Below are 22,318 nucleotides of genomic sequence, written 5' to 3' on the forward strand. Positions count from 1 at the left end.
ATGCGTCTTGTGAAGGGAGGCCTGGCGCAGGCAGCCCGAGTGGCCCGGGGGGGCGCAGCTGCATGGCTTTCGCTGTGCATGTTCATGGTGGCGGGTCAGGCGCTCGCGCAGCAGGCCCCCGTCGCCGGCAATGTCATCGAAAAGGTGGAGCAGGCCACGGCCGGTGAGTCCACCGTCGTGACGGTCACCCTGAAGGACGCACCCGCACAGAAGCCGGTGGAGTTCAGCACGCAGCAGCCTGCGCGCATCGCCATCGACTTCTTTGGCGCGAGCTTCGCCCAAGGGCGCGCTAACTATCAATATGGCGGCAAGCTGCTGCGCTCGGCCAACGTTGTGCAGATCGGCGACCGCACGCGTGTCGTGCTCGACCTGGCGCGCCAGACGCAATACAAGTCGGAAGTGCGTGGTAACCAGTACGTGCTGACGCTGGAAGCGGCGCCGGTGGCGGCTGCAGTGGCTGCGCCGACTTTCTCCGCCCCGACACCCGTAGCGGGCGCTGTGCGCCCGGCCGTGCGCAACGTTGATTTCCGTCGTGGTGAGGATCTCGCTGGCCGTGTGGTGGTGGACCTGTCGACCGCCAACTCTGCGATCAACATTGCCCAGCAAGGTCAGAACCTTGTGGTCGACTTTGTTGGCGCGACACTGCCGCAATCACTGCGTCGTCGCTATGACGTGAGCGATTTCGGTACGCCGGTGCAGGCTATGCGCGCCACCGATACAGGTACCGGTGCCCGCTTGGTGATTGAGCCGCGTGGCAACTGGCAATACAGCTCGTACCAGACCGATACGCAGTTCGTGGTGGAAGTGCGCCCGACCAAGGAAGATCCGAACAAGCTGATCTCCGGCCCCGGCTACCGCGGTGAGCGCCTGTCGCTGAACTTCCAGAACATTGACGTGCGCTCGCTGCTGCAGGTCTTTGCGGACTTCACCAACCTGAACATCGTCACCAGCGACAGCGTGACGGGCACCCTGTCCCTGCGTCTGAAAGACGTGCCGTGGGACCAGGCGCTGCAGATCGTGCTGGACTCCAAGGGCCTGGCCTCGCGTCGCAATGGCAACGTGCTGTGGGTTGCGCCGCGTGGTGAGCTGGCGACGAAGGAAAAGGCCGAGTTGGAGTCGCAGCAGCAAGTGACTGAACTGGAGCCGCTGCGCAGCCAAGTGTTCCGCCTGAACTATCAGCGTGCGGATGATGTGCGCAACATGCTGCTGGGTACGGGGGCGGGGGCTGCCGGCGGTGCAGCAGGCGGTACTGCGTCTCGGATTCTCTCCAAGCGCGGCTCGCTGACTTCGGATGCGCGCACCAATCAGCTGTTTGTGTCGGACATTCCGAGCAAGCTGGAAGAGGTCCAAGCGTTCCTGCTGAAGATCGACATCCCGGTTCGCCAGGTGATGATCGAGGCACGTATTGTCGAGGCTGACGACACGTTCAGCCGCAATCTGGGTGCCAAGCTGGGTTTTGCTTCCAAGACCAACGGTGCAGGCTACGGCAACACCTATACCAACGTGGTGTCGCCGGTGACGCAGGGCGCCACGTGGGATAACAGCCCGGCCATCAGCTTTCCGGCCAACGGCATCAACGGCGTGAACGCCGCCAGCGTGGCCGTAAGCCTGTTCAATGCCGGTGCGGGCCGCTTCTTGGCATTGGAGCTCTCCGCGCTGGAAGCCGATGGCCGTGGCAAGATCATCTCCAGCCCGCGTGTTGTCACCGCTGACAACATCAAGGCGCTGATCGAGCAGGGTACTGAGATCCCGTATCAGCAGGCGACGTCTTCCGGTGCGACCTCGGTGTCGTTCAAGAAGGCCAACCTGAAGCTGGAAGTGACCCCGAAGATCACGCCGGACGGCAATGTGTTCCTGGACGTTGATGTGAACAAGGACAGTGTGGGTATCCAGACCACCAACGGCTTCGCCATTGACACCAAGCACGTGCAGACGCAGGTGCTGGTGGAGAACGGCGGCACGGTCGTGATCGGCGGGATCTTCACGCAGAACGAGCGGACCGACATCAACAAGGTGCCGTTGCTGGGCGATATCCCGGTGGTGGGCAACCTGTTCAAGAGCACCAACAAAATTAACAACCGCACCGAGTTGCTGGTGTTCCTGACACCGCGCGTGGTGTCAGACCAACTGTCGCTGAAGTAATCGGCAGCTCGGCGTCGCGAGCCGCAAAGCCCGGCCTCCTCACGGAGCGCCGGGCTTTTTTGTGTTCTGCAGCCGGGTTTGCGCTGGATGATGGGCAAATGCCACTACAATCAGGCTCAAATTCCTGATTTCACGCGATTTTGTCAGTTTCCAACGTTTTTTTCGTCGGCCTGATGGGCGCCGGTAAGACGACGGTCGGCCGTGCGGTGGCGCGCCGGCTCGATCTGCCGTTTTTCGACTCCGACCACGAGATCGAAACGCGTTGTGGCGTACGTGTTCCCATCATCTTCGAGCATGAAGGCGAGGTGGGCTTTCGCGATCGCGAGACCCATGTGATCGACGAGTTGACTGCGCGCAGCGGCGTGGTCGTCGCGACGGGCGGTGGTGCCGTGCTGCGGCCCGAGAATCGCGCCTTCCTGCGCGAGCGTGGCACCGTCATCTACCTGCGCGCCAATCCGCACGACTTGTATCTGCGCACGCGGCACGACAAGAACCGGCCGCTGCTGCAGACAGAAAACCCGCGCGCCAGGCTTGAAGAACTGCACGCGATTCGCGATCCTCTGTACCGCGAGGTGGCACACTTTGTCATCGAGACCGGCAAGCCCACCGTCGCCCAGCTTGTTAATATGGTGCTGATGCAACTTGAGGTGGCCGGCATCGTGGCGCCGCCAGCGGATTCCTCCACCTCCTCGCAAGTCTCCCCTCAGTCATGATTACCGTCGATGTCGACCTCGGCGATCGCGCCTATCCGATCCATATCGGCTCGGGGCTGATCTCCCAGGCAGCGCTGTTTGCCCCCCATATTCGCGGCGCGCGCGCCGTGATCGTCACCAACGAGACCGTTGCACCGCTGTATGCCGCCAAGGTTGAAGCGGCTGTCCGTTCGCTCGGCAAGGCTGTCGATACGGTTGTGCTGCCCGATGGCGAGTCGTTCAAGAAGTGGGAAACGCTCAACCGCATTTTTGATGCGCTGCTGACGGCGGGCGCCGACCGCAAGACCACACTCATTGCCTTGGGTGGTGGCGTGATTGGTGATATGACCGGCTTTGCTGCCGCTTGCTATATGCGCGGCGTGCCGTTCATCCAGGTGCCGACGACGCTGCTGTCGCAGGTGGACTCCTCCGTGGGTGGCAAGACGGGGATCAACCACCCGCTGGGCAAGAACATGATCGGCGCATTTCACCAGCCGCAGGCGGTGCTGGCCGACATCGACACGCTGCGCACGCTGCCTGCACGTGAACTGGCCGCCGGCATGGCCGAAGTCATCAAGCACGGCGCGATTGCCGATGCCGATTACTTTGCCTGGATCGAGCAGAACATCACCGGCCTCAACAGCTGCGACACCGGCCTGATGGCCGAAGCCGTGCGCGGCTCGGTACGCATCAAGGCATCTGTGGTGGCGCAGGACGAGCGCGAAACCGGCCTGCGTGCCACGCTCAATTTCGGCCACACCTTCGGGCACGCCATCGAGGCCGGCCTGGGTTACGGCGAGTGGCTGCATGGCGAGGCCGTCGGCTGCGGCATGGTGATGGCGGCCGATCTGTCGCATCGCCTGGGCTTTATCGATATCGACACACGCAACCGCATCACTGCGCTCACGCGGGCGGCCAACCTGCCAACCGTGGCGCCGGATCTGGGCATCGATCGTTTCATTGAGCTAATGCGCGTCGACAAGAAAGCCGAAGCCGGCGAGATCAAGTTCGTGCTGCTGCGCAAGCTGGGCCAGGCGTTCGTGACCACCGTGCCCGACAGCGACTTGCGCGCTACCCTGCAGCATGCGGTGCTGCACCCACCCACCGAGGCGCCCGTCGCCTGACGCCAGAAGAGATGGCCCGATGAACGATCGACTCGATTTGCCGCCCGCGCCGTTCGATCTCGAGGGCCATCTCGCTCCCTACGCCGCGCATGCGGCGCAGACGCGCGGCCGTATCCACGTGGAGCCGCCCTCCACCTCGCGCACCGAGTTCCAGCGCGACCGCGATCGCATCATCCACAGCACCGCCTTTCGCCGGCTCGAGTACAAGACGCAGGTCTTCGTGAACCACGAGGGCGACCTGTTCCGCACGCGTCTGACGCACAGCCTCGAAGTCGCACAGATTGCCCGCTCGATTGCCCGTAGCCTGCGGTTGAACGAAGATTTGGTTGAAGCGATTTCGCTCGCGCACGACCTGGGCCACACGCCGTTCGGGCACGCCGGGCAGGATGCGCTCAACGATTGCATGAAGCCGTACGGCGGCTTTGAGCACAACCTGCAGAGCCTGTTGGTGGTGGATCGACTGGAGGAGCGTTACGGCGGTTTCGACGGTCTGAACCTGACGTTCGAGACGCGTGAGGGCATCCTCAAACATTGCTCGCGCAACAACGCCGCCACGCTGGGCGATCTGGGGCGGCGTTTTCTCGAAGGGCGGCAGCCTTCGCTGGAGGCGCAGCTGGCCAACCTCGCGGATGAGGTTGCGTACAACAACCACGATATCGATGATGGCCTGCGCTCCGGCCTGATCACCCTAGAGCAACTGGAAGACGTGCCGCTATGGGCGATCCAACGCCGCGAGGCGGAGGCGGCGTTTCCGAATGCGGGTGGCCGGCGCCTGATCAACGAGACGATCCGCCGGATCATCAATGCGCTGATCGTCGATCTGATTGCCTCGACGCGCGCGGGCATCGCCGGGGTTGCGCCGCAAAATATCGATGACGTGCGTGCGGCGCCCGCACTCGTGGCGTTCTCTGAACCGATGCGTGAAGAGGCGCGCGTGCTCAAGCGCTTCCTGTTCGACAACCTCTACCGCCACTATCTCGTGATGCGCATGGCCGCCAAGGCACGTCGCATCATCGATGACCTGTTTGGCGCGTTCCTGGATGATCCGCGTCTGCTGCCGCCGCAGTATCAGGCCAAAGCCCACCCCGAGGAGCAGCCGCGCTGGATCGCGCATTACATCGCCGGCATGACGGATCGGTATGCCATCAAAGAGCATCGGCGCATCTTTGCGGTCGATGCCGCCTGAACCCGATATCGGACAATTCTGACTGACGGGGCTTTAGACGGTGCCTAGGATGACAGCCAATCTGTCATCCAGCTTATCTTATGCGCCGCCTCCTTTTGCCGTTGCTGATCGCCTCGGCGTTCAACGCTCATGCCGCCAGCCCGGCGGATCATTTCGATTACCAGCACCAGGCCGAATGGCACGCAGTGCACGATGCATTTCAGTCGCCCATCAACATCCATACCGCTGATGCGGTGGCCGTGGATGAAGATGAGCCCGATGCCGTGCAACCGCACTACGGTACGCTTGCCGGCATGGTTGTCGATACGGGCCACGCCCTGCAGGTGAACGTGCCCGGTGGTGATGCGAAGATTCGCGGGCGTCGCTTCATGTTGCGCCAGTTCCACTTCCACGCGCACAGCGAGCACACCATCGACGGCAAGTCGTTTCCGGCCGAGGTGCACCTCGTGCATGTGGCCAAGGATGGTCGCATGGCGGTGATCGGCGTGATGCTGGAAGAGGGTGCTGCTAACCCCGCGCTCGACGCCGTTCTCAAGGCTGCGCGCAAGGGAGCGGCGCACGAAGTGCCTGCTGTCGCCCCGGCTGATCTGCTGCCCAAGAGTGACGCCTACTATCACTACCTCGGCTCGCTCACCACGCCGCCGCTGACCGAGAACGTCGAGTGGTATGTGCTGAAGCAACCGATTACGGCGTCGCGTGCACAGCTTGACGCGCTACGCGGCTTCTACGCCGATAACTTCCGTACGCCTCAGCCGCTTGACGGTCGCATCGTCACGCAGTTCGATCCGGCACCGCTCAAAAGGTAAGCGCCCAAAAAAAATGCCCGGCCGCCCCAACGCATGCCGGGCCGAACGCGCCAACCACCGTCGACGAGCGCCCCCGCCGTCGACGACCCCTGCGGCACGTCGGAAAAGTCGATCAGAAGAAGGTCTGTTCGCTGATCGTCTCCCTCAAAGTTAAAAGCGGTAGCCCAGGCCGATACCCAGCAGCCACGGGTCGACCTTGACCTTGCTGATGGTCTGGCCGGCCATCTTCACGTCGGCGCTGATCCAGGTCTTCTTCAGGTCCATGTTGAAGTAGATGCGATCGGTCAGGCGGTAGTCGAAACCCACCTGCAGCGCGGGGCCGAAGCTGTTCTTGCTCAAGTCCAGCTGGCCGACTCCCGGCACCTGCAGGTTCACGTTCGAGATGCGTGTGTAGTTGATACCGGCGCCCACGTACGGCTTGAAACGCGATTCCGGCGTGAAGTGGTATTGCAGCGTCAGGATTGGCGGCAGGTGGCGGAAGTCGCCAATCTTGGTCGGGCCACCCAGCGCGCTCTTCATGACCGTCACGTCCTGTTGTTGCGGATAGGTCAGGATCAGCTCGGCCGCGATGTGCGGCGTGAAGAAGTACGAGACGTCCAGCTCGGGGAACGCCTTGTTGTTGATCTGGATGGCGTCGGCCGGAATGGCCAGTGCGTTCACCGGGTCGGATTTATTGGCGGCCATCAGGTTGACGGCGCGCAGGCGCACCATCCAGTTGCCGGTGGCCGGCGCCAGGTCGGTGCTCTGCGCAAACGCGGTTGGGCTGAAGATGCCAGCAAGGGCACCGGTAATTGCCGCAGCTGTGGCGAGGCGTGCAAAAGCCATGAAACGCTCCCTCTCGATATCGTCTTGTGAATGTGACGGGAGCCAGTCTCGCGGCAATGCGGGCGGGTCGATTTGCGCGGGATCAATTCGAGGCGCGGGCCGAAGCTCCCGCGCTTCGCGGTTTGATATCGGGCAAATCCGGCCGCGAATGTGGGCGATTCTCGTTGCGCTCGGGCGACAGCCGAAACGCAACCGTTTGCCCTGTGAAAAATTGGGGACAGATTCGGCGCTATCACGCTAGGATGTGCGCTTTCTCTGCCCGCTTTTTCCGTCATGGCACGCCTGCCTCGCCTTAGCCCGATCGATGTTCCCGTGCACGTGTTGCAGCGCGGCAACAATCGCCAGGCCGTTTTTCGCACGGACGAGGACTATGCCTTCTACCTCGACACGTTGCGCATGGCTGCGCGCGAGCACGATTTCGCCATCCACGCCTTCTCACTGATGCCCAATCACGTGCACCTGGTGGGCACGCCCAAGGTGGTAGATAGCCTGTCGCGCACGCTGCAAGCCGTGGGGCGACGCTATACGCGCTACTTCAATGGCGCGGCCGACCGCAGCGGCACGCTGTGGGAGGGGCGCTTCCGCTCGACCGTGCTGGACCCGGCCGAGTGGGTGCTGCCAATGCTGCTGTACGTGGAGTCCAATGCAGTACGAGGTGGTCTCGTCACCACGCCGGACGACGACCGGTGGAGCACGTATCGCCACCACGTTGGCATCCAGTCGATTCCGTGGGTGAGTGACCACTATTGCTATTGGCGCCTTGGCAACACACCTTTCGAGCGCCAGTCACGCTATCGGACGCTCTGGCACGAGGGGCTCGGCTCCGATCAACTCGCGCAGATCCGGCAGCACGTGCATAGCGGCTGGCCGCTGGGCGGCGAGGCTTTCCTGACCACCCTGGCGCGTTCAGGTGGTCGCCGTGTCGCGCCGCTGCCCAAAGGCCGTCCGCCGCGTAAAACCGCAGAGGTGGGAGCAGAGGACGCCGCCCCCGTGGAATAGCCGGGCGCCAAGGTGGTCGGTGCAGGGCGCACCAATCCGCACCAAATTAACCTGTCCCCATTTATTAACCCGCACCGATGGTGTGCATTTATTAATTTACTCCGACCCCATTTAAAAACTTTTGCCTGTTACGAATCGCTCTTTTATATTCGTTCCACCCCGCATTCATGGTGCGGCGCGCCATTGTTATCTGTCTACGCCCTGCACCCATGTGAGGGCCAAGGTGTGGACTCCTCGGCGCGCTGTACCCACAACATCGGAAGATCGCCGTGGAACAACATTCTTTCCCTACCCAGCCGTCGGCCCAGGGTCTGTACGACCCGACCAATGAACACGACGCTTGCGGCGTCGGCTTCGTCGCTCACATCAAGGGCAAGAAGAGCCACGAGATCGTCCAGCAAGGCTTGCGTATCCTGCACAACCTCGACCACCGGGGCGCCGTCGGCGCTGACCCGCTGATGGGCGACGGCGCGGGCATCCTGCTGCAGATTCCCGATCAGTTCTTCCGCGAAGAGATGGCCAAGCAGGGCATCAACCTGCCGCCGGCCGGCGAATACGGCGTCGGTATGATCTTCCTGCCAAAGGAACACGCTTCGCGCCTCGCTTGCGAACAGGAGCTGGAGCGCACCGTGCGCCTGGAAGGCCAGGTCGTGCTGGGCTGGCGCGATGTGCCGGTCGACAAGACCATGCCGATGTCGCCCACGGTGCAGAAGACCGAGCCGGTGATCCGCCAGATCTTCATCGGGCGCGGCCGCGACATCATGACCACCGACGCGCTGGAGCGGAAGCTGTACGTGATCCGCAAGACCGCCAGCCACGCCATCCAGGCGCTCAAGCTCAAGCACGGCAAGGAATACTTTGTGCCGTCGATGTCGGCGCGCACGATCGTCTACAAGGGCCTGCTGCTGTGCGAGCAGGTCGGCCGCTACTACCAGGATTTGGCTGACCCGCGCACGGTCTCGGCGCTGGCGCTGGTGCACCAGCGTTTCTCGACCAACACCTTCCCGGCCTGGGAACTGGCGCACCCGTACCGCATGGTCGCCCACAACGGCGAAATCAACACCGTCAAGGGCAACGTCAACTGGATCAACGCCCGCACGGGCGGCATCTCGTCGCCGGTGCTGGGTGACGACCTGCCCAAGCTGTGGCCGCTGATCTATCCGGGCCAATCGGATACGGCATCGTTCGACAACTGCCTCGAACTGCTGACGATGGCCGGCTACCCGCTGGCCCAGGCGATGATGATGATGATTCCGGAAGCGTGGGAACAGCACACGCTGATGGACGACAACCGTCGCGCCTTCTACGAATACCACGCCGCGATGATGGAGCCGTGGGACGGCCCCGCCGCCATCTGCTTTACCGACGGCCGCCAGATCGGCGCAACGCTCGACCGTAACGGCCTGCGTCCGGCGCGCTACTACGTGACCGACGACGACATGGTCGTGATGGCGTCGGAAGCCGGCGTGCTGCCGATCCCTGAGTCGCGCATCGTCAAGAAGTGGCGCCTGCAGCCGGGCAAGATGTTCCTGATCGACATGGAGCAGGGCCGCATCATCGACGACAAGGAGCTCAAGGACAACCTGGCCAACGCCAAGCCGTACAAGAGCTGGATCGACGCCGTGCGCATCAAGCTCGACGAGCTGGAAGCCAAGCCGGAAGACGTGGCTGCCGAAACCAAGCCGGCCGCCAAGCTGCTCGATCGCCAGCAGTCGTTCGGCTACACGCAGGAAGACGTCAAGTTCTTGATGGCGCCGATGGCCGCCAACGGTGAAGAAGCCGCCGGCTCCATGGGCAACGACAGCCCGCTGGCTGTCCTGTCCTCCAAGAACAAGACGCTCTACAACTACTTCAAGCAGCTGTTCGCGCAGGTCACGAACCCGCCGATCGACCCGATCCGCGAAAACGTGGTGATGTCGCTCGTCTCGTTTATCGGGCCGAAGCCGAACCTGCTCGAGCTGAACAACATCAACCCGCCGATGCGCCTTGAAGTGAGCCAGCCCGTGCTGGACTTCAAGGACATGGCGAAGATCCGCAACATCGAGCACTACACCGGCGGCAAGTTCATGGCTTACGAGCTGAACATCTGCTACCCGGTGGCGTGGGGCAAGGAAGGCATCGAAGCACGCCTGGCCTCGCTGTGCGCCGAGGCGGTCGATGCCGTCAAGTCGGGCTACAACATCCTGATCGTGTCGGACCGCGCCGTGGACGAAAAGCAGGCTGCTATTCCGGCGCTGCTGGCCACGTCCGCCATCCACCATCACCTGGTGGAGAAGGGCCTGCGCACGAGCACGGGTCTGGTCGTCGAAACGGGTTCGGCCCGCGAAGTGCACCACTTCGCCCTGCTGGCTGGCTACGGCGCCGAAGCCGTGCACCCGTACCTGGCGATGGAAACGCTGGCCGAGCTGGCCCCGGGCCTGGGCGTGACGGCCGAGAAGGCGGTCTACAACTTCACCAAGGCGATCGGCAAGGGTCTGCACAAGGTGATGTCGAAGATGGGCATCTCGACGTACATGTCGTACACCGGCGCGCAGATCTTCGAAGCGATCGGCCTGTCGCGTGAACTGGTGGACAAGTACTTCCACGGCACCGCATCGAACGTGGGCGGCATCGGTATTTTCGAAGTGGCGGAGGAAGCGCTGCGCCTGCACCGCGACGCCTTTGGCGATGCGCCGGTGCTGGCCAACATGCTCGATGCCGGCGGCGAATACGCCTACCGCGTCCGCGGCGAAGAGCACATGTGGACCCCGGATTCGATCGCCAAGCTGCAGCACGCCACGCGCGCGAATTCGTACCAGACGTACAAGGAATACGCCAACCTGATCAACGACCAGAGCAAGCGCCACATGACGCTGCGCGGCCTGTTCGAGTTTAAGGTGGACCCGGCGCGCGCCATTCCGCTGGAAGAAGTGGAATCGGCCAAGGAGATCGTCAAGCGTTTCGCGACCGGTGCGATGTCGCTGGGCTCGATTTCGACCGAGGCACATACCACGCTGGCCGTGGCGATGAACCGCATCGGCGGCAAGTCGAACACGGGTGAAGGCGGTGAAGACGAGCGCCGCTATCGCAACGAGCTGCGCGGCATTCCCATCAAGCAGGGCACCAAGCTGTCGGACGTGATCGGCCGCGAAGTGGTCGAGCGCGATCTGGAACTGCAAGAGGGCGATTCGCTGCGCTCGAAGATCAAGCAGGTGGCCTCGGGTCGCTTTGGCGTGACGGCCGAGTACCTGGCCTCCGCTGACCAGATCCAGATCAAGATGGCCCAGGGTGCCAAGCCCGGTGAAGGCGGTCAGCTGCCCGGCCACAAGGTCACGGACTACATCGGCAAGCTGCGTTACGCCGTGCCGGGCGTGGGCCTGATCTCGCCGCCGCCGCACCACGACATCTATTCGATTGAAGATCTGGCGCAGCTCATCCACGACCTGAAGAACGTGAACCCGCGTTCGGACGTGTCGGTCAAGCTGGTGTCGGAAGTGGGCGTGGGCACGGTGGCTGCGGGTGTCGCCAAGGCCAAGGCTGATCACGTGGTGATCGCTGGTCATGACGGCGGCACGGGTGCTTCGCCGTGGTCGTCGATCAAGCATGCCGGTACACCGTGGGAACTGGGCCTGGCCGAGACGCAGCAGACGCTGATGCTCAACGGCCTGCGCAACCGCATCCGCGTGCAGGCTGATGGCCAGATGAAGACCGGCCGCGACGTCGTGATCGGCGCGCTGCTGGGCGCAGACGAATTCGGCTTCGCCACCGCACCGCTGGTGGTCGAGGGCTGCATCATGATGCGCAAGTGCCACCTGAACACCTGCCCGGTGGGCGTGGCGACGCAGGATCCGGTGCTGCGCAAGAAGTTCTCGGGCAAGCCCGAGCACGTGGTGAACTACTTCTTCTTCGTGGCCGAAGAAGTGCGCGAGATCATGGCGCAGCTGGGTATCCGCTCGTTCAACGAGCTGATCGGCCGCGCGGATCTGCTGGACACCAAGGCCGGCATCGAACACTGGAAGGCACGCGGTCTGGACTTCGCGCGCATCTTCTACCAGCCGGCCAAGAAGGAAGGCGAGCCGTGCTACCAGGTCGACGTGCAAGACCACGGCCTGGATCGCGCGCTGGATCACCAGCTCATCGAGAAGGCCAAGGCAGCGCTGGAGAAGGGCGAGCGTGTCTCGTTCATCCAGCCGGTGCGCAACGTCAACCGTACCGTGGGCGCGATGCTTTCGGGCGAAGTGGCCAAGCGCTACGGCCACGAAGGTCTGCCGGATGATTCGATCCATGTGCAGATGCAGGGCACGGCCGGGCAGTCGTTCGCGGCGTTCCTGGCGCACGGCATCACGCTGGACCTGGTGGGCGACGGCAACGACTACGTGGGCAAGGGCCTGTCGGGCGGTCGCGTGATCGTGCGTCCGCCGCATGAGTTCCGCGGCGAGCCGACCAACAACATCATCGTCGGCAACACCGTGCTGTACGGCGCGCTGGCGGGTGAGGCGTTCTTCAACGGCGTGGCCGGCGAGCGCTTCGCGGTGCGTAACTCCGGTGCCACCACGGTGGTGGAAGGCACGGGCGATCACGGCTGCGAATACATGACCGGCGGCACCGTCGTCGTGCTGGGCGCGACCGGCCGTAACTTTGCGGCAGGTATGTCGGGCGGCGTGGCTTACGTCTATGACGAAGACGGCCTGTTCGACAAGCGCTGCAACACCGCGCAGGTCGCGCTGGAATCCGTGCTGTCGGCGGCGGACCAGGAGAAGGCGCATACGCAGGCGACCTGGCACAAGGTGGGCGGCGAGCGCGTGCTCGACGAGCAACTGCTCAAGGCGCTGGTGGAAAAGCACTTCCGCTACACCGGCTCCGAGCGTGCCAAGGAGTTGCTGGCCGACTGGAGCAACGCACGCCGCCGCTTCGTCAAGGTCTTCCCGACCGAGTACAAGCGCGCACTGACTGAGATGTACGAGCGCGAACAGGAAGCCGCCCGCGAGCAGATCGCGGCCTGATTCCAAGCGACTTGGCGAATGGTTGGTCTTCGTGACCAGCCATTCGCCACCACCGAATACAACGCAACCTCACAAGATAGGCTCGACCGCCTGAACAGCACGGCTGTGCCGGCAAGGTCGAGACAGGAAGGACACCATGGGCAAGGCGACCGGTTTTCTCGAATTTCCCCGCCAGAACGAGGGATACGAAGCGCCCGAAGCGCGCGTGAAGCACTACAAGGAATTCGTGTTCGCACTGGCGGACAACGAAGCCAAGATCCAGGGCGCACGCTGCATGGACTGCGGCATTCCGTTCTGCAACAACGGCTGCCCGGTCAACAACATCATCCCGGACTTCAATGACTTGGTGTATCGCCAGGACTGGAAGACCGCGATCGAGGTGCTGCACTCGACCAACAACTTCCCCGAGTTCACGGGCCGCATCTGCCCGGCACCGTGCGAAGCGGCTTGCACGCTGGGCATCAATGAACTGCCGGTCGGCATCAAGTCGATCGAGCACGCCATCATCGACAAGGCTTGGGAAGAAGGCTGGGTCGCACCGCAAGTGCCCAAGCACAAGACCGGCAAGACCGTGGCCGTGGTCGGTTCGGGCCCCGCTGGCATGGCTGCCGCGCAGCAACTGGCACGCGCCGGTCACGACGTGACGCTGTTCGAAAAGAATGACCGCATCGGCGGCCTGCTGCGTTACGGCATCCCCGACTTCAAGCTGGAGAAGGCACAGATCGATCGCCGCATGCAGCAGATGGAAGCCGAAGGCGTGACGTTCCGCACCGGCGTGATGGTGGGCGACAAGACCGTGCCGGCCGGCATCGTCAATGACGCACGCGAAGTTATCTCCGCCGACGACATCCTCAAGCAGTTCGATGCCGTGGTGCTGACGGGCGGTTCGGAAGTGCCGCGCGATCTGCCGGTGCCGGGCCGCGATTTGGATGGCGTGCACTACGCGCTCGAATTCCTGATCCCGCAGAACAAGGAAGTGGCCGGCGATGCGCCGAACCCGATCCGCGCGGATGGCAAGCACGTCATCGTGATCGGTGGTGGTGACACGGGTTCGGACTGCGTGGGCACGTCCAACCGCCATGGCGCCGCATCGGTCACGCAGTTCGAGCTGCTGCCGCGTCCGCCGGAAGAAGAGAACAAGCCGCTGGTGTGGCCGTACTGGCCGATCAAGATGCGCACGTCGTCGTCGCACGACGAAGGTTGCGAGCGCGATTGGTCGGTCGCCACCAAGGAACTCATTGGTGAGAACGGCCGCGTGACCGGCCTTAAGGCCGTTCGCCTGGAGTGGAAGGACGGCAAGATGAGCGAAGTCGAAGGCAGCGAGTTCACGCTCAAGGCCGACCTCGTGCTGCTGGCAATGGGCTTTACCAACCCGGTCGGCGGTGTGCTGGATGCGTTTGGCGTGACCAAGGATGCGCGCAACAATGCACGCGCCGCCACCGAAGGTGACAACGCCTACGCCACCAACGTGCCGAAGGTGTTTGCCGCCGGTGACGTGCGCCGCGGCCAGTCGCTGGTCGTGTGGGCCATCCGCGAAGGCCGTCAGGCTGCTCGCTCGGTGGACGCGTTTCTCATGGGCCATACGGAACTGCCGCGCTGACCACGCGGTTGACCGTTTGACTCAGGGCCCGCTTCGGCGGGCCTTTTTCTTTGCGGCGCGCGAGTTGCGTTGTGACAGGGCCGTTATGCCTCATGGTTTACATCGACATGGTTTACCGGGGTTCAGCGCGGCAGGGCGGATTTCTAGAATGAAATGCCCCCCGACCTCCAAGCCACGATGCGAGCCTGCGACAGCAACTTGCGCGCAGATGTGCCCGATACGCCCGACCCGCGGCGACGCCGGGCTATTGCCTGGCTGGGTGCGCTGCCGGCAGCGCTGGCATTGCCGGCGCGCGCGGAACTGCTGGGCTATCCTTCGCATCCGCTGCGATTGGTCGTGCCGGCCGCCGAGGGCAGCGTGTTCGACGCGGTCGCCCGGGCGCTGGCCACGCAATTGCAGCAGCAGATCGGTCGCCTGGCCGATGTGGACGACCGCCCGGCTGCCAACGGCATGGCCGCTGGTGATCTGGTCGCACGTGCGCCGTCCGATGGTCATACGCTGCTGCTCCAGCAAACCACCTTTGTCATTCAGCCGGCGTTGGAGCCCGCGCCATATGATCCGCTGCGCGACTTCCAGCCGGTGGCCATGGTGGCCACGCTACCGTTGTTCCTGGCAGTCGATGCGCGACTGCCCATCACTTCTGTCACCGAACTGATCGCCCAGGCGCATGGGGAGTCCGTTTCCGTCAACTGCGGTTCGGACGTCATCGGCACCTGGTCCCACCTCGTCGCCGAGCAGTTTGTGCGTGACTACGCCTTCCACGCACCGCACGTCGCTGTCCGCGGCGAAGCGGGACTCGTGCAGCAGGTGCTGGCGGGGCGCATGGCAGCGTGTTTCGCCTGCTATCCAAGCCTGTCGACGGGGGTGTCCAACGGTCAGTTGCGGCTGTTGGGCGTGACGGGATTGGCGCGTTCGACGTTCGCGCCCACCACGCCGACCTTGCGCGAGACGGGGCTCGCCGGGTTCGACTACAGCGCGTGGGTTGGGGCGTTCATGCCGGCACGCACGCCCAAGCCGCTGTCGATGCGCGCAGCTGCCGAATTCCGTCGTGCGCTCACTTCAAGCGATGTTCTCGCCACATTGCGAGCGGGGGGCTTCGAGCCGGAGTGGAACACGCCCGATACCCTCGCCCAGGCCGCACGCCGCGATGCCAGCCACTGGCAGGGGCTGATCCGCCAAGTGGACTTGCGCGTCGATACCGGTGAGTGACACATAGGGGGGGGGCGCCGCGCCTTGCGCACTACTTTCAGCGGGCGGCAAGACCACGTGCCAACAGCGCGGCGCTCAAGCCACACAAACTGTAGGTAAGCATGGAGTGACTGACGGGCTGCACGGGTTTCCACCTATAATGGCGGGCCGTATCGAGCCGGTACGGCTAGCGAACATAACAAGATGCGGCCCGCCTCAAGCGTCACCCAGGGCCGCAAATCGACCGCAAACGAGCCGAGCCCTCAGCACCGAACTCCACCGTGTCCACCCAGCCTACCAACGCCGTCGTCGAGCTTGACCAGGTCGATTTCGCCTACCAGCCAGGCGCGCGGAGCATCTTGTCCGGCCTGTGCATGCGCGTGCCCAAAGGCAGCGTGGTGGCCGTCATGGGCGGTTCGGGCTGCGGCAAGACAACGATCCTGCGGCTGATCGGCGGGCAGGTTGGGGCGGCAGCCGGCACTGTGCGCGTGCTCGGTCAGGACATTGGCGCCATGGACAAGCCGGCGTTGTACGCCGCCCGCCGCCAGATGGGCATGCTGTTCCAGTTCGGCGCGCTGTTTACCGATATGTCCGTGTTCGACAATGTGGCATTTCCGCTGCGCGAACACACTGAACTGCCTGAACTCCTCATCCGCGATCTCGTGCTGATGAAGCTCAACGCCGTCGGCCTGCGCGGTGCGCGCGACCTGATGCCGTCGCAGATTTCCGGTGGTATGGCGCGGCGCGTGGCGCTGGCGCGCGCGATTGCGCTGGACCCATCCCTCATCCTCTATGACGAGCCGTTCGCCGGGCTGGACCCGATCTCCCTGGGCCTGACCGCCTCGCTCATCCGCAAGCTGAACGACGCGCTGGGCGCGACCAGCATCATCGTCTCGCACGATGTGCAGGAGACGTTCCACATCGCCGACTACGTCTATTTCATTGCCAACGGTGGCATTGCGGCCGAGGGCACGCCGGCCGAGTTGACGGCGTCGACGGACCCGTTCGTGCGCCAATTCGTGCACGGCGAGGCGGACGGTCCCGTGCCGTTCCACTATCCGGGCGTGCCGCTGGCCGAGGACTTCGGCCTGGGCAAGAACGGAGGCGGGCGATGATTTCCTCCATCGGCTTCCTCGTTCGCGGGCTGATCAGCCGCTTGGGCTACGCGACGCGTACGCTGTTCGCGCTGTTTGCTGCCTCGGGCGACGTGCTGCGCCGCCCGCGTCTGGTGATCGAGCAACTGCGCTTCATCGGCAACGATTCGTTCATCATCATTGCCGTGTCCGGGCTGTTTGTTGGCTTCGTGCTGGGCTTGCAGGGCTACTACACGCTCAATCGCTATGGTTCCGAGCAGGCGCTGGGCTTGCTGGTGGCGCTGTCGCTGGTGCGCGAGCTGGGTCCGGTGGTGACGGCGCTGCTGTTTGCCGGCCGCGCTGGTACGTCGCTCACCGCTGAAATCGGCCTGATGAAGGCCGGCGAGCAACTGATCGCCATGGAAATGATGGCCGTCGACCCGCTGGCCCGCGTGCTGGCGCCGCGCTTCTGGGCGGGTTTGATCGCCATGCCGCTGCTGGCGGCGATCTTCAGCGCGGTGGGTATTCTGGGCGGATACTTTGTGGGTGTAGGCCTGATCGGCGTGGATCCTGGTGCATTCTGGTCGCAGATGCAGGCTGGCGTGGATGTGATGAGCGACGTCGTCAACGGCGTCATCAAGAGTGTGGTGTTCGGCGTGGCCGTGACCTTTATCGCGCTCTATCAGGGCTACGAGGCCAAGGCGACGCCCGAGGGCGTGTCGCGCGCGACGACCCGTACCGTGGTGATCGCGTCGCTGGCCGTGCTGGCGCTGGACTTTGTGCTGACGGCGCTGATGTTCAGCTGACCCGTCAGACATTCAACGAGAAAGAATCATGCGTAAGAGCCTCCTCGATTTCTGGGTCGGACTGTTCGTGCTGGTGGGCATCGTGGCGCTGCTGTTCCTGGCGCTCAAGGCCGGCAACATGAGCGCGTTCTCCTTTTCCAAGACCTACCAGGTGAAGGCTGCCTTCGACAACATCGGTGGCCTGAAGGTGCGTGCGCCGGTCAAGAGCGCGGGCGTGGTGGTCGGCCGGGTGTCGCAGATCCTGTTTGACGACAAGACCTACCAAGCCAGCGTCGTGCTCGACATGGATCAGCGCTACCAGTTTCCGAAGGACAGCTCGGCCAAGATCCTGACCTCGGGCCTGCTGGGCGAGCAGTACATCGGCATCGAGCCGGGTGGGGATGAGGCCATGCTGGCCAGCGGCAGCAAGATCACGATGACGCAGTCGGCGGTGGTGCTGGAGAACCTGATCAGCCAGTTCCTGTACAGCAAGGCCGCAGATGCCGGTGCTGGCGGCAACGGTAGCAACGGTAGTAGCGCTGGCGGAGCCAAGCCGGCCGAGGGCAGTGGGAGCAAATAAACCATGAAAACAAGAACGTCCATCCACACATTGCGCGGTTTGGCGCTGGCCCTGACAGCTGGTGTCTCACTGTTGGCGGGCTGCGCCACGGGCCCGAACGCCAATCCGGCCGATCCGATCGAGCCGTTCAACCGCGAAGTCTTCCGCATCAACGAAGACCTCGACAAGGGCGTGCTCAAGCCCATCGCGCAAACGTATGTTGACGTGGTGCCGTCGCCGGCGCGCACGGCGGTGTCGAACTTCTTCTCCAATGCGGGCGATGTCTACTCGGCCGTCAACAACCTGCTGCAGTTGAAGGGCACTGCCGCGCTGGAAGACACGATGCGCGTGGCGATCAACACCGTGCTGGGCCTGGGCGGCTTGATCGACATTGCGTCGGACGCCGGTTTGCCCAAGCACAAGGAAGACTTCGGCCAGACGCTGGGCGTGTGGGGTGTGCCGGCTGGCCCGTATGTGGTGTGGCCGCTGTTGGGGCCGAGCACCGTACGTGACACGGCGGGCTTCCTGGTCGACTGGCAGTTGGATCCGCTGACGTATTGGCACAACGACACCATCACGTATTCGCTGGCTGCGGTGCGCGTGGTTGATGCGCGAGCGAACTTGCTCTCGGCTGGCAATGTGCTTGATGCCGCCGCCCTCGACAAGTACACATTCCTGCGCGATGCCTACCTGCAGCGCCGCCGTTATCTGATCTACGACGGCAACCTGCCGGAAGATCAAGACAACACGAAATCGTCGGACAAGTCGTCCGATTCCGGCGATGCCACCGTGTCGCCGTATCACCGCTTCACGCCCAACTGGCCGGTGTTCCGCCGCTGATCACCACACGTAACAGCGTCGCCTCAAAGGTGACAAGGCGTAAAACTGACCGCCTTTGGGCGAACTCCCGACCGGGCGGTCTGTTCTAATCGCCAACAAGATTGTGGCCAGCGTGCTGCAAGCGACCCATAAATCACACTAGAAGGACGCGCTATGTTGAAGAAACTCCTCCGCTCCCTGTTCACTGGCCTGGCGCTGACGGCTGCTGTGGCAACCGCCCCCGTACACGCTCAAGAGGCTGACGCGCAAACCACCGTCAAGACTGCGGTGGACGACGTGCTGACCACCATCAAGGGCGACCCGGACCTGCGCGGCGGCAACATGGCCAAGGTCTTCCAACTGGTCGACCAGAAGATCGTGCCGCGCGCTGACTTCAAGCGCACCACGCAGATCGCCATGGGCCGTTTCTGGAACCAGGCATCGCCCGAGCAGCAGCAACAGATTCAGGACGGCTTCAAGACGCTGCTGATCCGCACCTACGCTGGCGCACTGTCCAACGTGAAGAACCAGACCGTCACGTACAAGCCGTTCCGTGCTGACCCGGCCGACACTGACGTGGTGGTGCGCTCGACCGTCAACAACAACGGCGAGCCGGTGGCCCTGGACTACCGCATGGAAAAGACGGCCAACGGCTGGAAGGTCTACGACATCAACATCAGCGGCCTGTGGCTGTCGGAAACATACAAGAACCAGTTTGCCGACGTGATTAGCAAGAAGGGCGGCGTGGCTGGCCTGGTGCAATTCCTGGATGAGCGCAACGCACAGCTCGCCAAGGGCCCGGCAAAGTAAGTCGGACTCCGGTAGAATCGACGCAGCGGTCAATTCGGCCGCTGTTTCTTTTTCTGACTCGACCATGTTGACCTTGTCCGGCCCGCTGACTCAGCTCGAAGCGCCGCGCGTTCTGCGCGAGGGCGAGGCGAAGCTCGGCCAGGCGCGCGAGGCGGGCACTCCCACGCTGCGTGTCGATTGCGCGGGGCTGTCGCAGGTTGATTCTTCCGCGCTGGCGGTGCTGCTGTCGTGGCAGCGCACGGCGCAGTCCGCCGGTATCGCCCTCGATATCGCAGGCGCCCCGGAGGCGCTGTCCAATCTCGCCGCGCTTTACGGCGTCGAATCTCTGCTGGCCACCGTGCCGGCGTCTGCTGAACACCACCACGCACGACATTGAGGCGGCGTCCGGTGCTGGGCAGTGTCTTCCCCAACACCGCGATGCCGCGCCCCGGCCAGGGCGCCGCGCGCGCCGCTTCTGGCATTTCGTGCAGCTTCGGTGCCGCGCTGTAAGCCGCGCCGCCGTCTGTTGGTGCAGTTCCCCTATAATTCTGGGTTTGTCGCTCTGCCGCCGTTCTGTGCGGCGTCCGGGGCCGCGGTGATCATGTGGATCAGCGGTCACGAGATGCGCAGAGTAGTTCACTTTGTCGGCCATGAAAGCCATCGAAATCGCTGACGTCCGCAAGCGCTACAAGTCGTTGCAAGCGCTCAAGGGCGTGAGCCTGTCTGTCGAGCAGGGCGAGTTTTTTGGCCTGCTGGGCCCCAACGGCGCGGGCAAGACCACGCTGATCTCCATCCTCGCGGGCCTGAATCGTGCCGATTCCGGTAGCGTGCGCGTGCTCGGTCACGATGTCGTGTCCGACTACCGCACGGCGCGCCGCAAGCTCGGCGTGGTGCCGCAGGAACTGGTGTTCGATCCGTTCTTCACGGTGCGCGAAACGCTGCGCCTACAGTCGGGCTATTTCGGCCTGACCAACAATGACGATTGGATCGACGAGGTCATGGCCAATCTGGACCTGACCAACAAGGCCGATGCCAACATGCGCGCGCTGTCGGGGGGCATGAAGCGCCGCGTGCTCGTCGCGCAGGCGTTGGTACACCGCCCGCCGGTGATCGTGCTGGACGAGCCGACCGCCGGTGTAGACGTCGAATTGCGCCAGACGCTGTGGAAATTCATTTCGCGCCTGAACCGCGAGGGCCACACCGTCGTGCTGACCACGCACTACCTGGAAGAAGCCGAATCCCTGTGCGACCGCATCGCCATGCTCAAGTTTGGCGAAGTGGTGGCGCTCGATCGCACGGCCAACCTGCTGTCGCAATTTGCCGGGCTGCAACTGGTGCTGAGCTTCGCGAACGGCACGTTGCCCGCGTCGCTCGAAGGTCTGCGTCAACCCGGCAACCACGGCGAGCGCAGTGTGCGCCTGCGTCTGTCGGGCTACGGCGAGGTCGAGCAGATTCTCTCGACCTGCCGTCAGGCCGGGTGCGAGATCGACGACATGGAAATCGCCAAGGCTGACCTGGAAGACGTGTTCGTGCAGATCATGCGCCGCGAAGGCGGCATTCCCGCCGTACCGCAAACACCCGAGACCGCACTGGAGCCTGCAGCATGAGCGCCATTCCCGAGAGCCTGCCGGGCCGCTGGGTCGGTTTCCGTACGCTGCTGTACAAGGAGGTGCTGCGCTTCTGGAAGGTGAGCTTCCAGACCGTGGCTGCGCCGGTGCTGACCGCGCTGTTGTACCTGCTGATCTTCGGCCACGTGCTGGAAGACCGCGTGAAGGTGTTCGATCAACTCAGCTACACCGCTTTCCTAGTGCCCGGTCTCGTGATGATGAGCGTGCTGCAGAACGCGTTTGCGAACAGTTCGTCCTCGCTCATTCAGTCGAAGATCACCGGCAACTTGGTGTTCATCATGCTGCCGCCGCTGTCGCACTGGGAGATGTTCGGAGCCTACGTGTGTGCCTCCGTCATCCGCGGTCTGGCAGTGGGGACGGGCGTGCTAATCGTGACGACCTTGTTCGCACATCTGCACTTCGCACAGCCGCTGTGGATTATCGTTTTTGCCGTGCTGGGCGCCGCCGTGCTCGGTACGCTGGGGTTGATCGCGGGTATCTGGGCGGAGAAGTTCGACCAGCTCGCCGCGTTCCAAAACTTTCTGATCGTGCCGGCCACCTTCCTGGCGGGCGTGTTCTATTCGATCCATTCACTGCCGCCGTTCTGGCAGGCAGTGTCCCACGCCAACCCGTTCTTCTACATGATCGACGGCTTCCGCTACGGCTTCTTCGGCGTGTCCGATGTGCCGGTGGCGACGAGCCTCGGCGTGATGCTGATCGCGCTGGTCGTGGTGGGGGGGATTGCCCTGCAGATGCTGCGCACGGGCTACAAGCTGCGCCATTGATGCGTCCATAAAACCAACACGACGCACCACCCTAACGTTTTGCAGGAGAGGGAAGGCCATGTTGCCCACACCCGAACAAGTCAAGCAGTACATCGAAACCGGCCTGCCGTGCCAGCACCTCGAAGTCGAGGGCGACGGCCAGCATTTCTTCGCCACCATCGTCAGCGCGCAGTTTGAAGGCAAGCGGTTGATCCAGCGTCACCAGCTCGTCTATGCCGCACTGGGTGATCGCATGCGCGCGGAGATCCACGCGCTGTCCATGAAGACGCTCACCCCGGCGGAGTGGCAATCCTGATGGCCGAGCTTGATCCCGCTGTTGTTACCGCTGAAGTTTCCGCTGAATCCGATTCCGACCTG

19 protein-coding genes are annotated in these 22,318 nt (G+C 63.5%); 18 read left to right on the forward strand and 1 reads right to left on the reverse strand.

Going from position 1 to position 22,318, the window contains the following annotated elements; all coding sequences use genetic code 11:
* The 5 genes from pilQ (at nucleotide 1) to F7R11_RS24975 (ending at nucleotide 5,950) form a co-directional block, all read left to right on the forward strand.
* Complete coding sequence (pilQ, locus tag F7R11_RS24955; protein ID WP_279630103.1) at nucleotides 1-2,142, forward strand: temperature dependent type IV pilus secretin PilQ; 2,142 nt, start codon at nucleotides 1-3, stop codon at nucleotides 2,140-2,142.
* Nucleotides 2,143-2,282: 140 nt separating this feature from the next.
* Entirely contained in the window at nucleotides 2,283-2,855 is a 573-nt protein-coding gene (locus F7R11_RS24960) for a shikimate kinase (RefSeq protein WP_192840354.1), read from the forward strand.
* Nucleotides 2,852-3,958 carry a 3-dehydroquinate synthase gene (gene aroB / locus F7R11_RS24965; RefSeq protein ID WP_064805434.1) on the forward strand — a complete coding sequence of 369 codons (1,107 nt, stop codon included), beginning with the start codon at nucleotides 2,852-2,854 and terminating at the stop codon, nucleotides 3,956-3,958. The genes F7R11_RS24960 and aroB overlap by 4 nt, the downstream gene beginning before the upstream one ends.
* Nucleotides 3,959-3,977: 19 nt before the next feature.
* Nucleotides 3,978-5,144, forward strand: coding sequence for a deoxyguanosinetriphosphate triphosphohydrolase (locus tag F7R11_RS24970; RefSeq protein WP_064805432.1), 1,167 nt, complete (start codon nucleotides 3,978-3,980; stop codon nucleotides 5,142-5,144).
* An 80-nt stretch (nucleotides 5,145-5,224) separates the two neighbouring features.
* Nucleotides 5,225-5,950, forward strand: coding sequence for a carbonic anhydrase (locus tag F7R11_RS24975; protein ID WP_064805430.1), 726 nt, complete (start codon nucleotides 5,225-5,227; stop codon nucleotides 5,948-5,950).
* A 150-nt stretch (nucleotides 5,951-6,100) separates the two neighbouring features.
* Here the strand turns inward: F7R11_RS24975 and F7R11_RS24980 are convergent, their stop codons facing one another.
* Nucleotides 6,101-6,775 carry an OmpW/AlkL family protein gene (locus tag F7R11_RS24980; RefSeq protein WP_064805428.1) on the reverse strand — a complete coding sequence of 225 codons (675 nt, stop codon included), beginning with the start codon at nucleotides 6,773-6,775 and terminating at the stop codon, nucleotides 6,101-6,103.
* A gap of 273 nt (nucleotides 6,776-7,048) precedes the next feature.
* On the opposite strand from F7R11_RS24980, the gene F7R11_RS24985 reads away from it, so the two are divergent.
* The 13 genes from F7R11_RS24985 (at nucleotide 7,049) to F7R11_RS25045 (ending at nucleotide 22,256) form a co-directional block, all read left to right on the forward strand.
* The gene (locus F7R11_RS24985; RefSeq protein ID WP_064805425.1) at nucleotides 7,049-7,774 is read left to right on the forward strand and encodes a transposase; all 726 of its coding nucleotides are present in this window, start codon (nucleotides 7,049-7,051) and stop codon (nucleotides 7,772-7,774) included.
* Between the two features lie 269 nt (nucleotides 7,775-8,043).
* Entirely contained in the window at nucleotides 8,044-12,756 is a 4,713-nt protein-coding gene (locus tag F7R11_RS24990; protein WP_231973110.1) for a glutamate synthase-related protein, read from the forward strand.
* 136 nt (nucleotides 12,757-12,892) lie between these two features.
* On the forward strand, nucleotides 12,893-14,356 hold the full coding sequence (locus tag F7R11_RS24995; protein ID WP_064805421.1) for a glutamate synthase subunit beta: 1,464 nt from the start codon (nucleotides 12,893-12,895) through the stop codon (nucleotides 14,354-14,356).
* A gap of 177 nt (nucleotides 14,357-14,533) precedes the next feature.
* Nucleotides 14,534-15,565, forward strand: a complete 1,032-nt coding sequence (locus F7R11_RS25000; RefSeq protein WP_064805419.1) for a tripartite tricarboxylate transporter substrate-binding protein — start codon at nucleotides 14,534-14,536, stop codon at nucleotides 15,563-15,565.
* Nucleotides 15,566-15,825: 260 nt separating this feature from the next.
* Complete coding sequence (locus F7R11_RS25005; RefSeq protein ID WP_064805417.1) at nucleotides 15,826-16,659, forward strand: ABC transporter ATP-binding protein; 834 nt, start codon at nucleotides 15,826-15,828, stop codon at nucleotides 16,657-16,659.
* A complete protein-coding gene (gene mlaE, locus F7R11_RS25010) occupies nucleotides 16,656-17,423 on the forward strand; it encodes a lipid asymmetry maintenance ABC transporter permease subunit MlaE (protein WP_021197536.1) in 768 nt (255 codons plus the stop codon). Before F7R11_RS25005 ends, mlaE begins: the two co-directional genes overlap by 4 nt.
* Before the next feature lie 28 nt (nucleotides 17,424-17,451).
* Nucleotides 17,452-17,982, forward strand: coding sequence for an outer membrane lipid asymmetry maintenance protein MlaD (gene mlaD / locus F7R11_RS25015; protein WP_064805415.1), 531 nt, complete (start codon nucleotides 17,452-17,454; stop codon nucleotides 17,980-17,982).
* Between the two features lie 3 nt (nucleotides 17,983-17,985).
* Nucleotides 17,986-18,801 carry an MlaA family lipoprotein gene (locus F7R11_RS25020; protein ID WP_064805413.1) on the forward strand — a complete coding sequence of 272 codons (816 nt, stop codon included), beginning with the start codon at nucleotides 17,986-17,988 and terminating at the stop codon, nucleotides 18,799-18,801.
* Nucleotides 18,802-18,954: 153 nt separating this feature from the next.
* Nucleotides 18,955-19,590 (forward strand): MlaC/ttg2D family ABC transporter substrate-binding protein, encoded by a 636-nt coding sequence (locus tag F7R11_RS25025; protein ID WP_021197533.1) that lies wholly within the window; start codon nucleotides 18,955-18,957, stop codon nucleotides 19,588-19,590.
* Between the two features lie 64 nt (nucleotides 19,591-19,654).
* Nucleotides 19,655-19,966 (forward strand): STAS domain-containing protein, encoded by a 312-nt coding sequence (locus F7R11_RS25030; protein WP_064805411.1) that lies wholly within the window; start codon nucleotides 19,655-19,657, stop codon nucleotides 19,964-19,966.
* 253 nt (nucleotides 19,967-20,219) lie between these two features.
* Entirely contained in the window at nucleotides 20,220-21,176 is a 957-nt protein-coding gene (locus F7R11_RS25035; RefSeq protein WP_021197531.1) for an ABC transporter ATP-binding protein, read from the forward strand.
* Nucleotides 21,173-21,961 carry an ABC transporter permease gene (locus F7R11_RS25040; RefSeq protein ID WP_021197530.1) on the forward strand — a complete coding sequence of 263 codons (789 nt, stop codon included), beginning with the start codon at nucleotides 21,173-21,175 and terminating at the stop codon, nucleotides 21,959-21,961. Before F7R11_RS25035 ends, F7R11_RS25040 begins: the two co-directional genes overlap by 4 nt.
* A 58-nt stretch (nucleotides 21,962-22,019) precedes the next feature.
* The gene (locus F7R11_RS25045) at nucleotides 22,020-22,256 is read left to right on the forward strand and encodes a BolA family protein (RefSeq protein ID WP_021197529.1); all 237 of its coding nucleotides are present in this window, start codon (nucleotides 22,020-22,022) and stop codon (nucleotides 22,254-22,256) included.
* Nucleotides 22,257-22,318: the final 62 nt, after the last annotated feature.

The sequence above is a fragment of the Ralstonia insidiosa genome (assembly GCF_008801405.1).
Lineage (GTDB): Bacteria > Pseudomonadota > Gammaproteobacteria > Burkholderiales > Burkholderiaceae > Ralstonia > Ralstonia insidiosa.

Coding starts and splice junctions, on each gene's coding strand:
- F7R11_RS24975 (WP_064805430.1), top strand. CDS start 5,225: ATGCGCCGCCTCCTTTTGCCGTTGCTGATCGCCTCGGCGTTCAACGCT.
- F7R11_RS24970 (WP_064805432.1), top strand. CDS start 3,978: ATGAACGATCGACTCGATTTGCCGCCCGCGCCGTTCGATCTCGAGGGC.
- F7R11_RS24995 (WP_064805421.1), top strand. CDS start 12,893: ATGGGCAAGGCGACCGGTTTTCTCGAATTTCCCCGCCAGAACGAGGGA.
- mlaD (WP_064805415.1), top strand. CDS start 17,452: ATGCGTAAGAGCCTCCTCGATTTCTGGGTCGGACTGTTCGTGCTGGTG.
- F7R11_RS25040 (WP_021197530.1), top strand. CDS start 21,173: ATGAGCGCCATTCCCGAGAGCCTGCCGGGCCGCTGGGTCGGTTTCCGT.
- F7R11_RS25000 (WP_064805419.1), top strand. CDS start 14,534: ATGCGAGCCTGCGACAGCAACTTGCGCGCAGATGTGCCCGATACGCCC.
- mlaE (WP_021197536.1), top strand. CDS start 16,656: ATGATTTCCTCCATCGGCTTCCTCGTTCGCGGGCTGATCAGCCGCTTG.
- aroB (WP_064805434.1), top strand. CDS start 2,852: ATGATTACCGTCGATGTCGACCTCGGCGATCGCGCCTATCCGATCCAT.
- F7R11_RS25030 (WP_064805411.1), top strand. CDS start 19,655: ATGTTGACCTTGTCCGGCCCGCTGACTCAGCTCGAAGCGCCGCGCGTT.
- F7R11_RS25020 (WP_064805413.1), top strand. CDS start 17,986: ATGAAAACAAGAACGTCCATCCACACATTGCGCGGTTTGGCGCTGGCC.
- F7R11_RS25025 (WP_021197533.1), top strand. CDS start 18,955: ATGTTGAAGAAACTCCTCCGCTCCCTGTTCACTGGCCTGGCGCTGACG.
- F7R11_RS24985 (WP_064805425.1), top strand. CDS start 7,049: ATGGCACGCCTGCCTCGCCTTAGCCCGATCGATGTTCCCGTGCACGTG.
- F7R11_RS24980 (WP_064805428.1), bottom strand. CDS start 6,775: ATGGCTTTTGCACGCCTCGCCACAGCTGCGGCAATTACCGGTGCCCTT.
- F7R11_RS25045 (WP_021197529.1), top strand. CDS start 22,020: ATGTTGCCCACACCCGAACAAGTCAAGCAGTACATCGAAACCGGCCTG.
- pilQ (WP_279630103.1), top strand. CDS start 1: ATGCGTCTTGTGAAGGGAGGCCTGGCGCAGGCAGCCCGAGTGGCCCGG.
- F7R11_RS25035 (WP_021197531.1), top strand. CDS start 20,220: ATGAAAGCCATCGAAATCGCTGACGTCCGCAAGCGCTACAAGTCGTTG.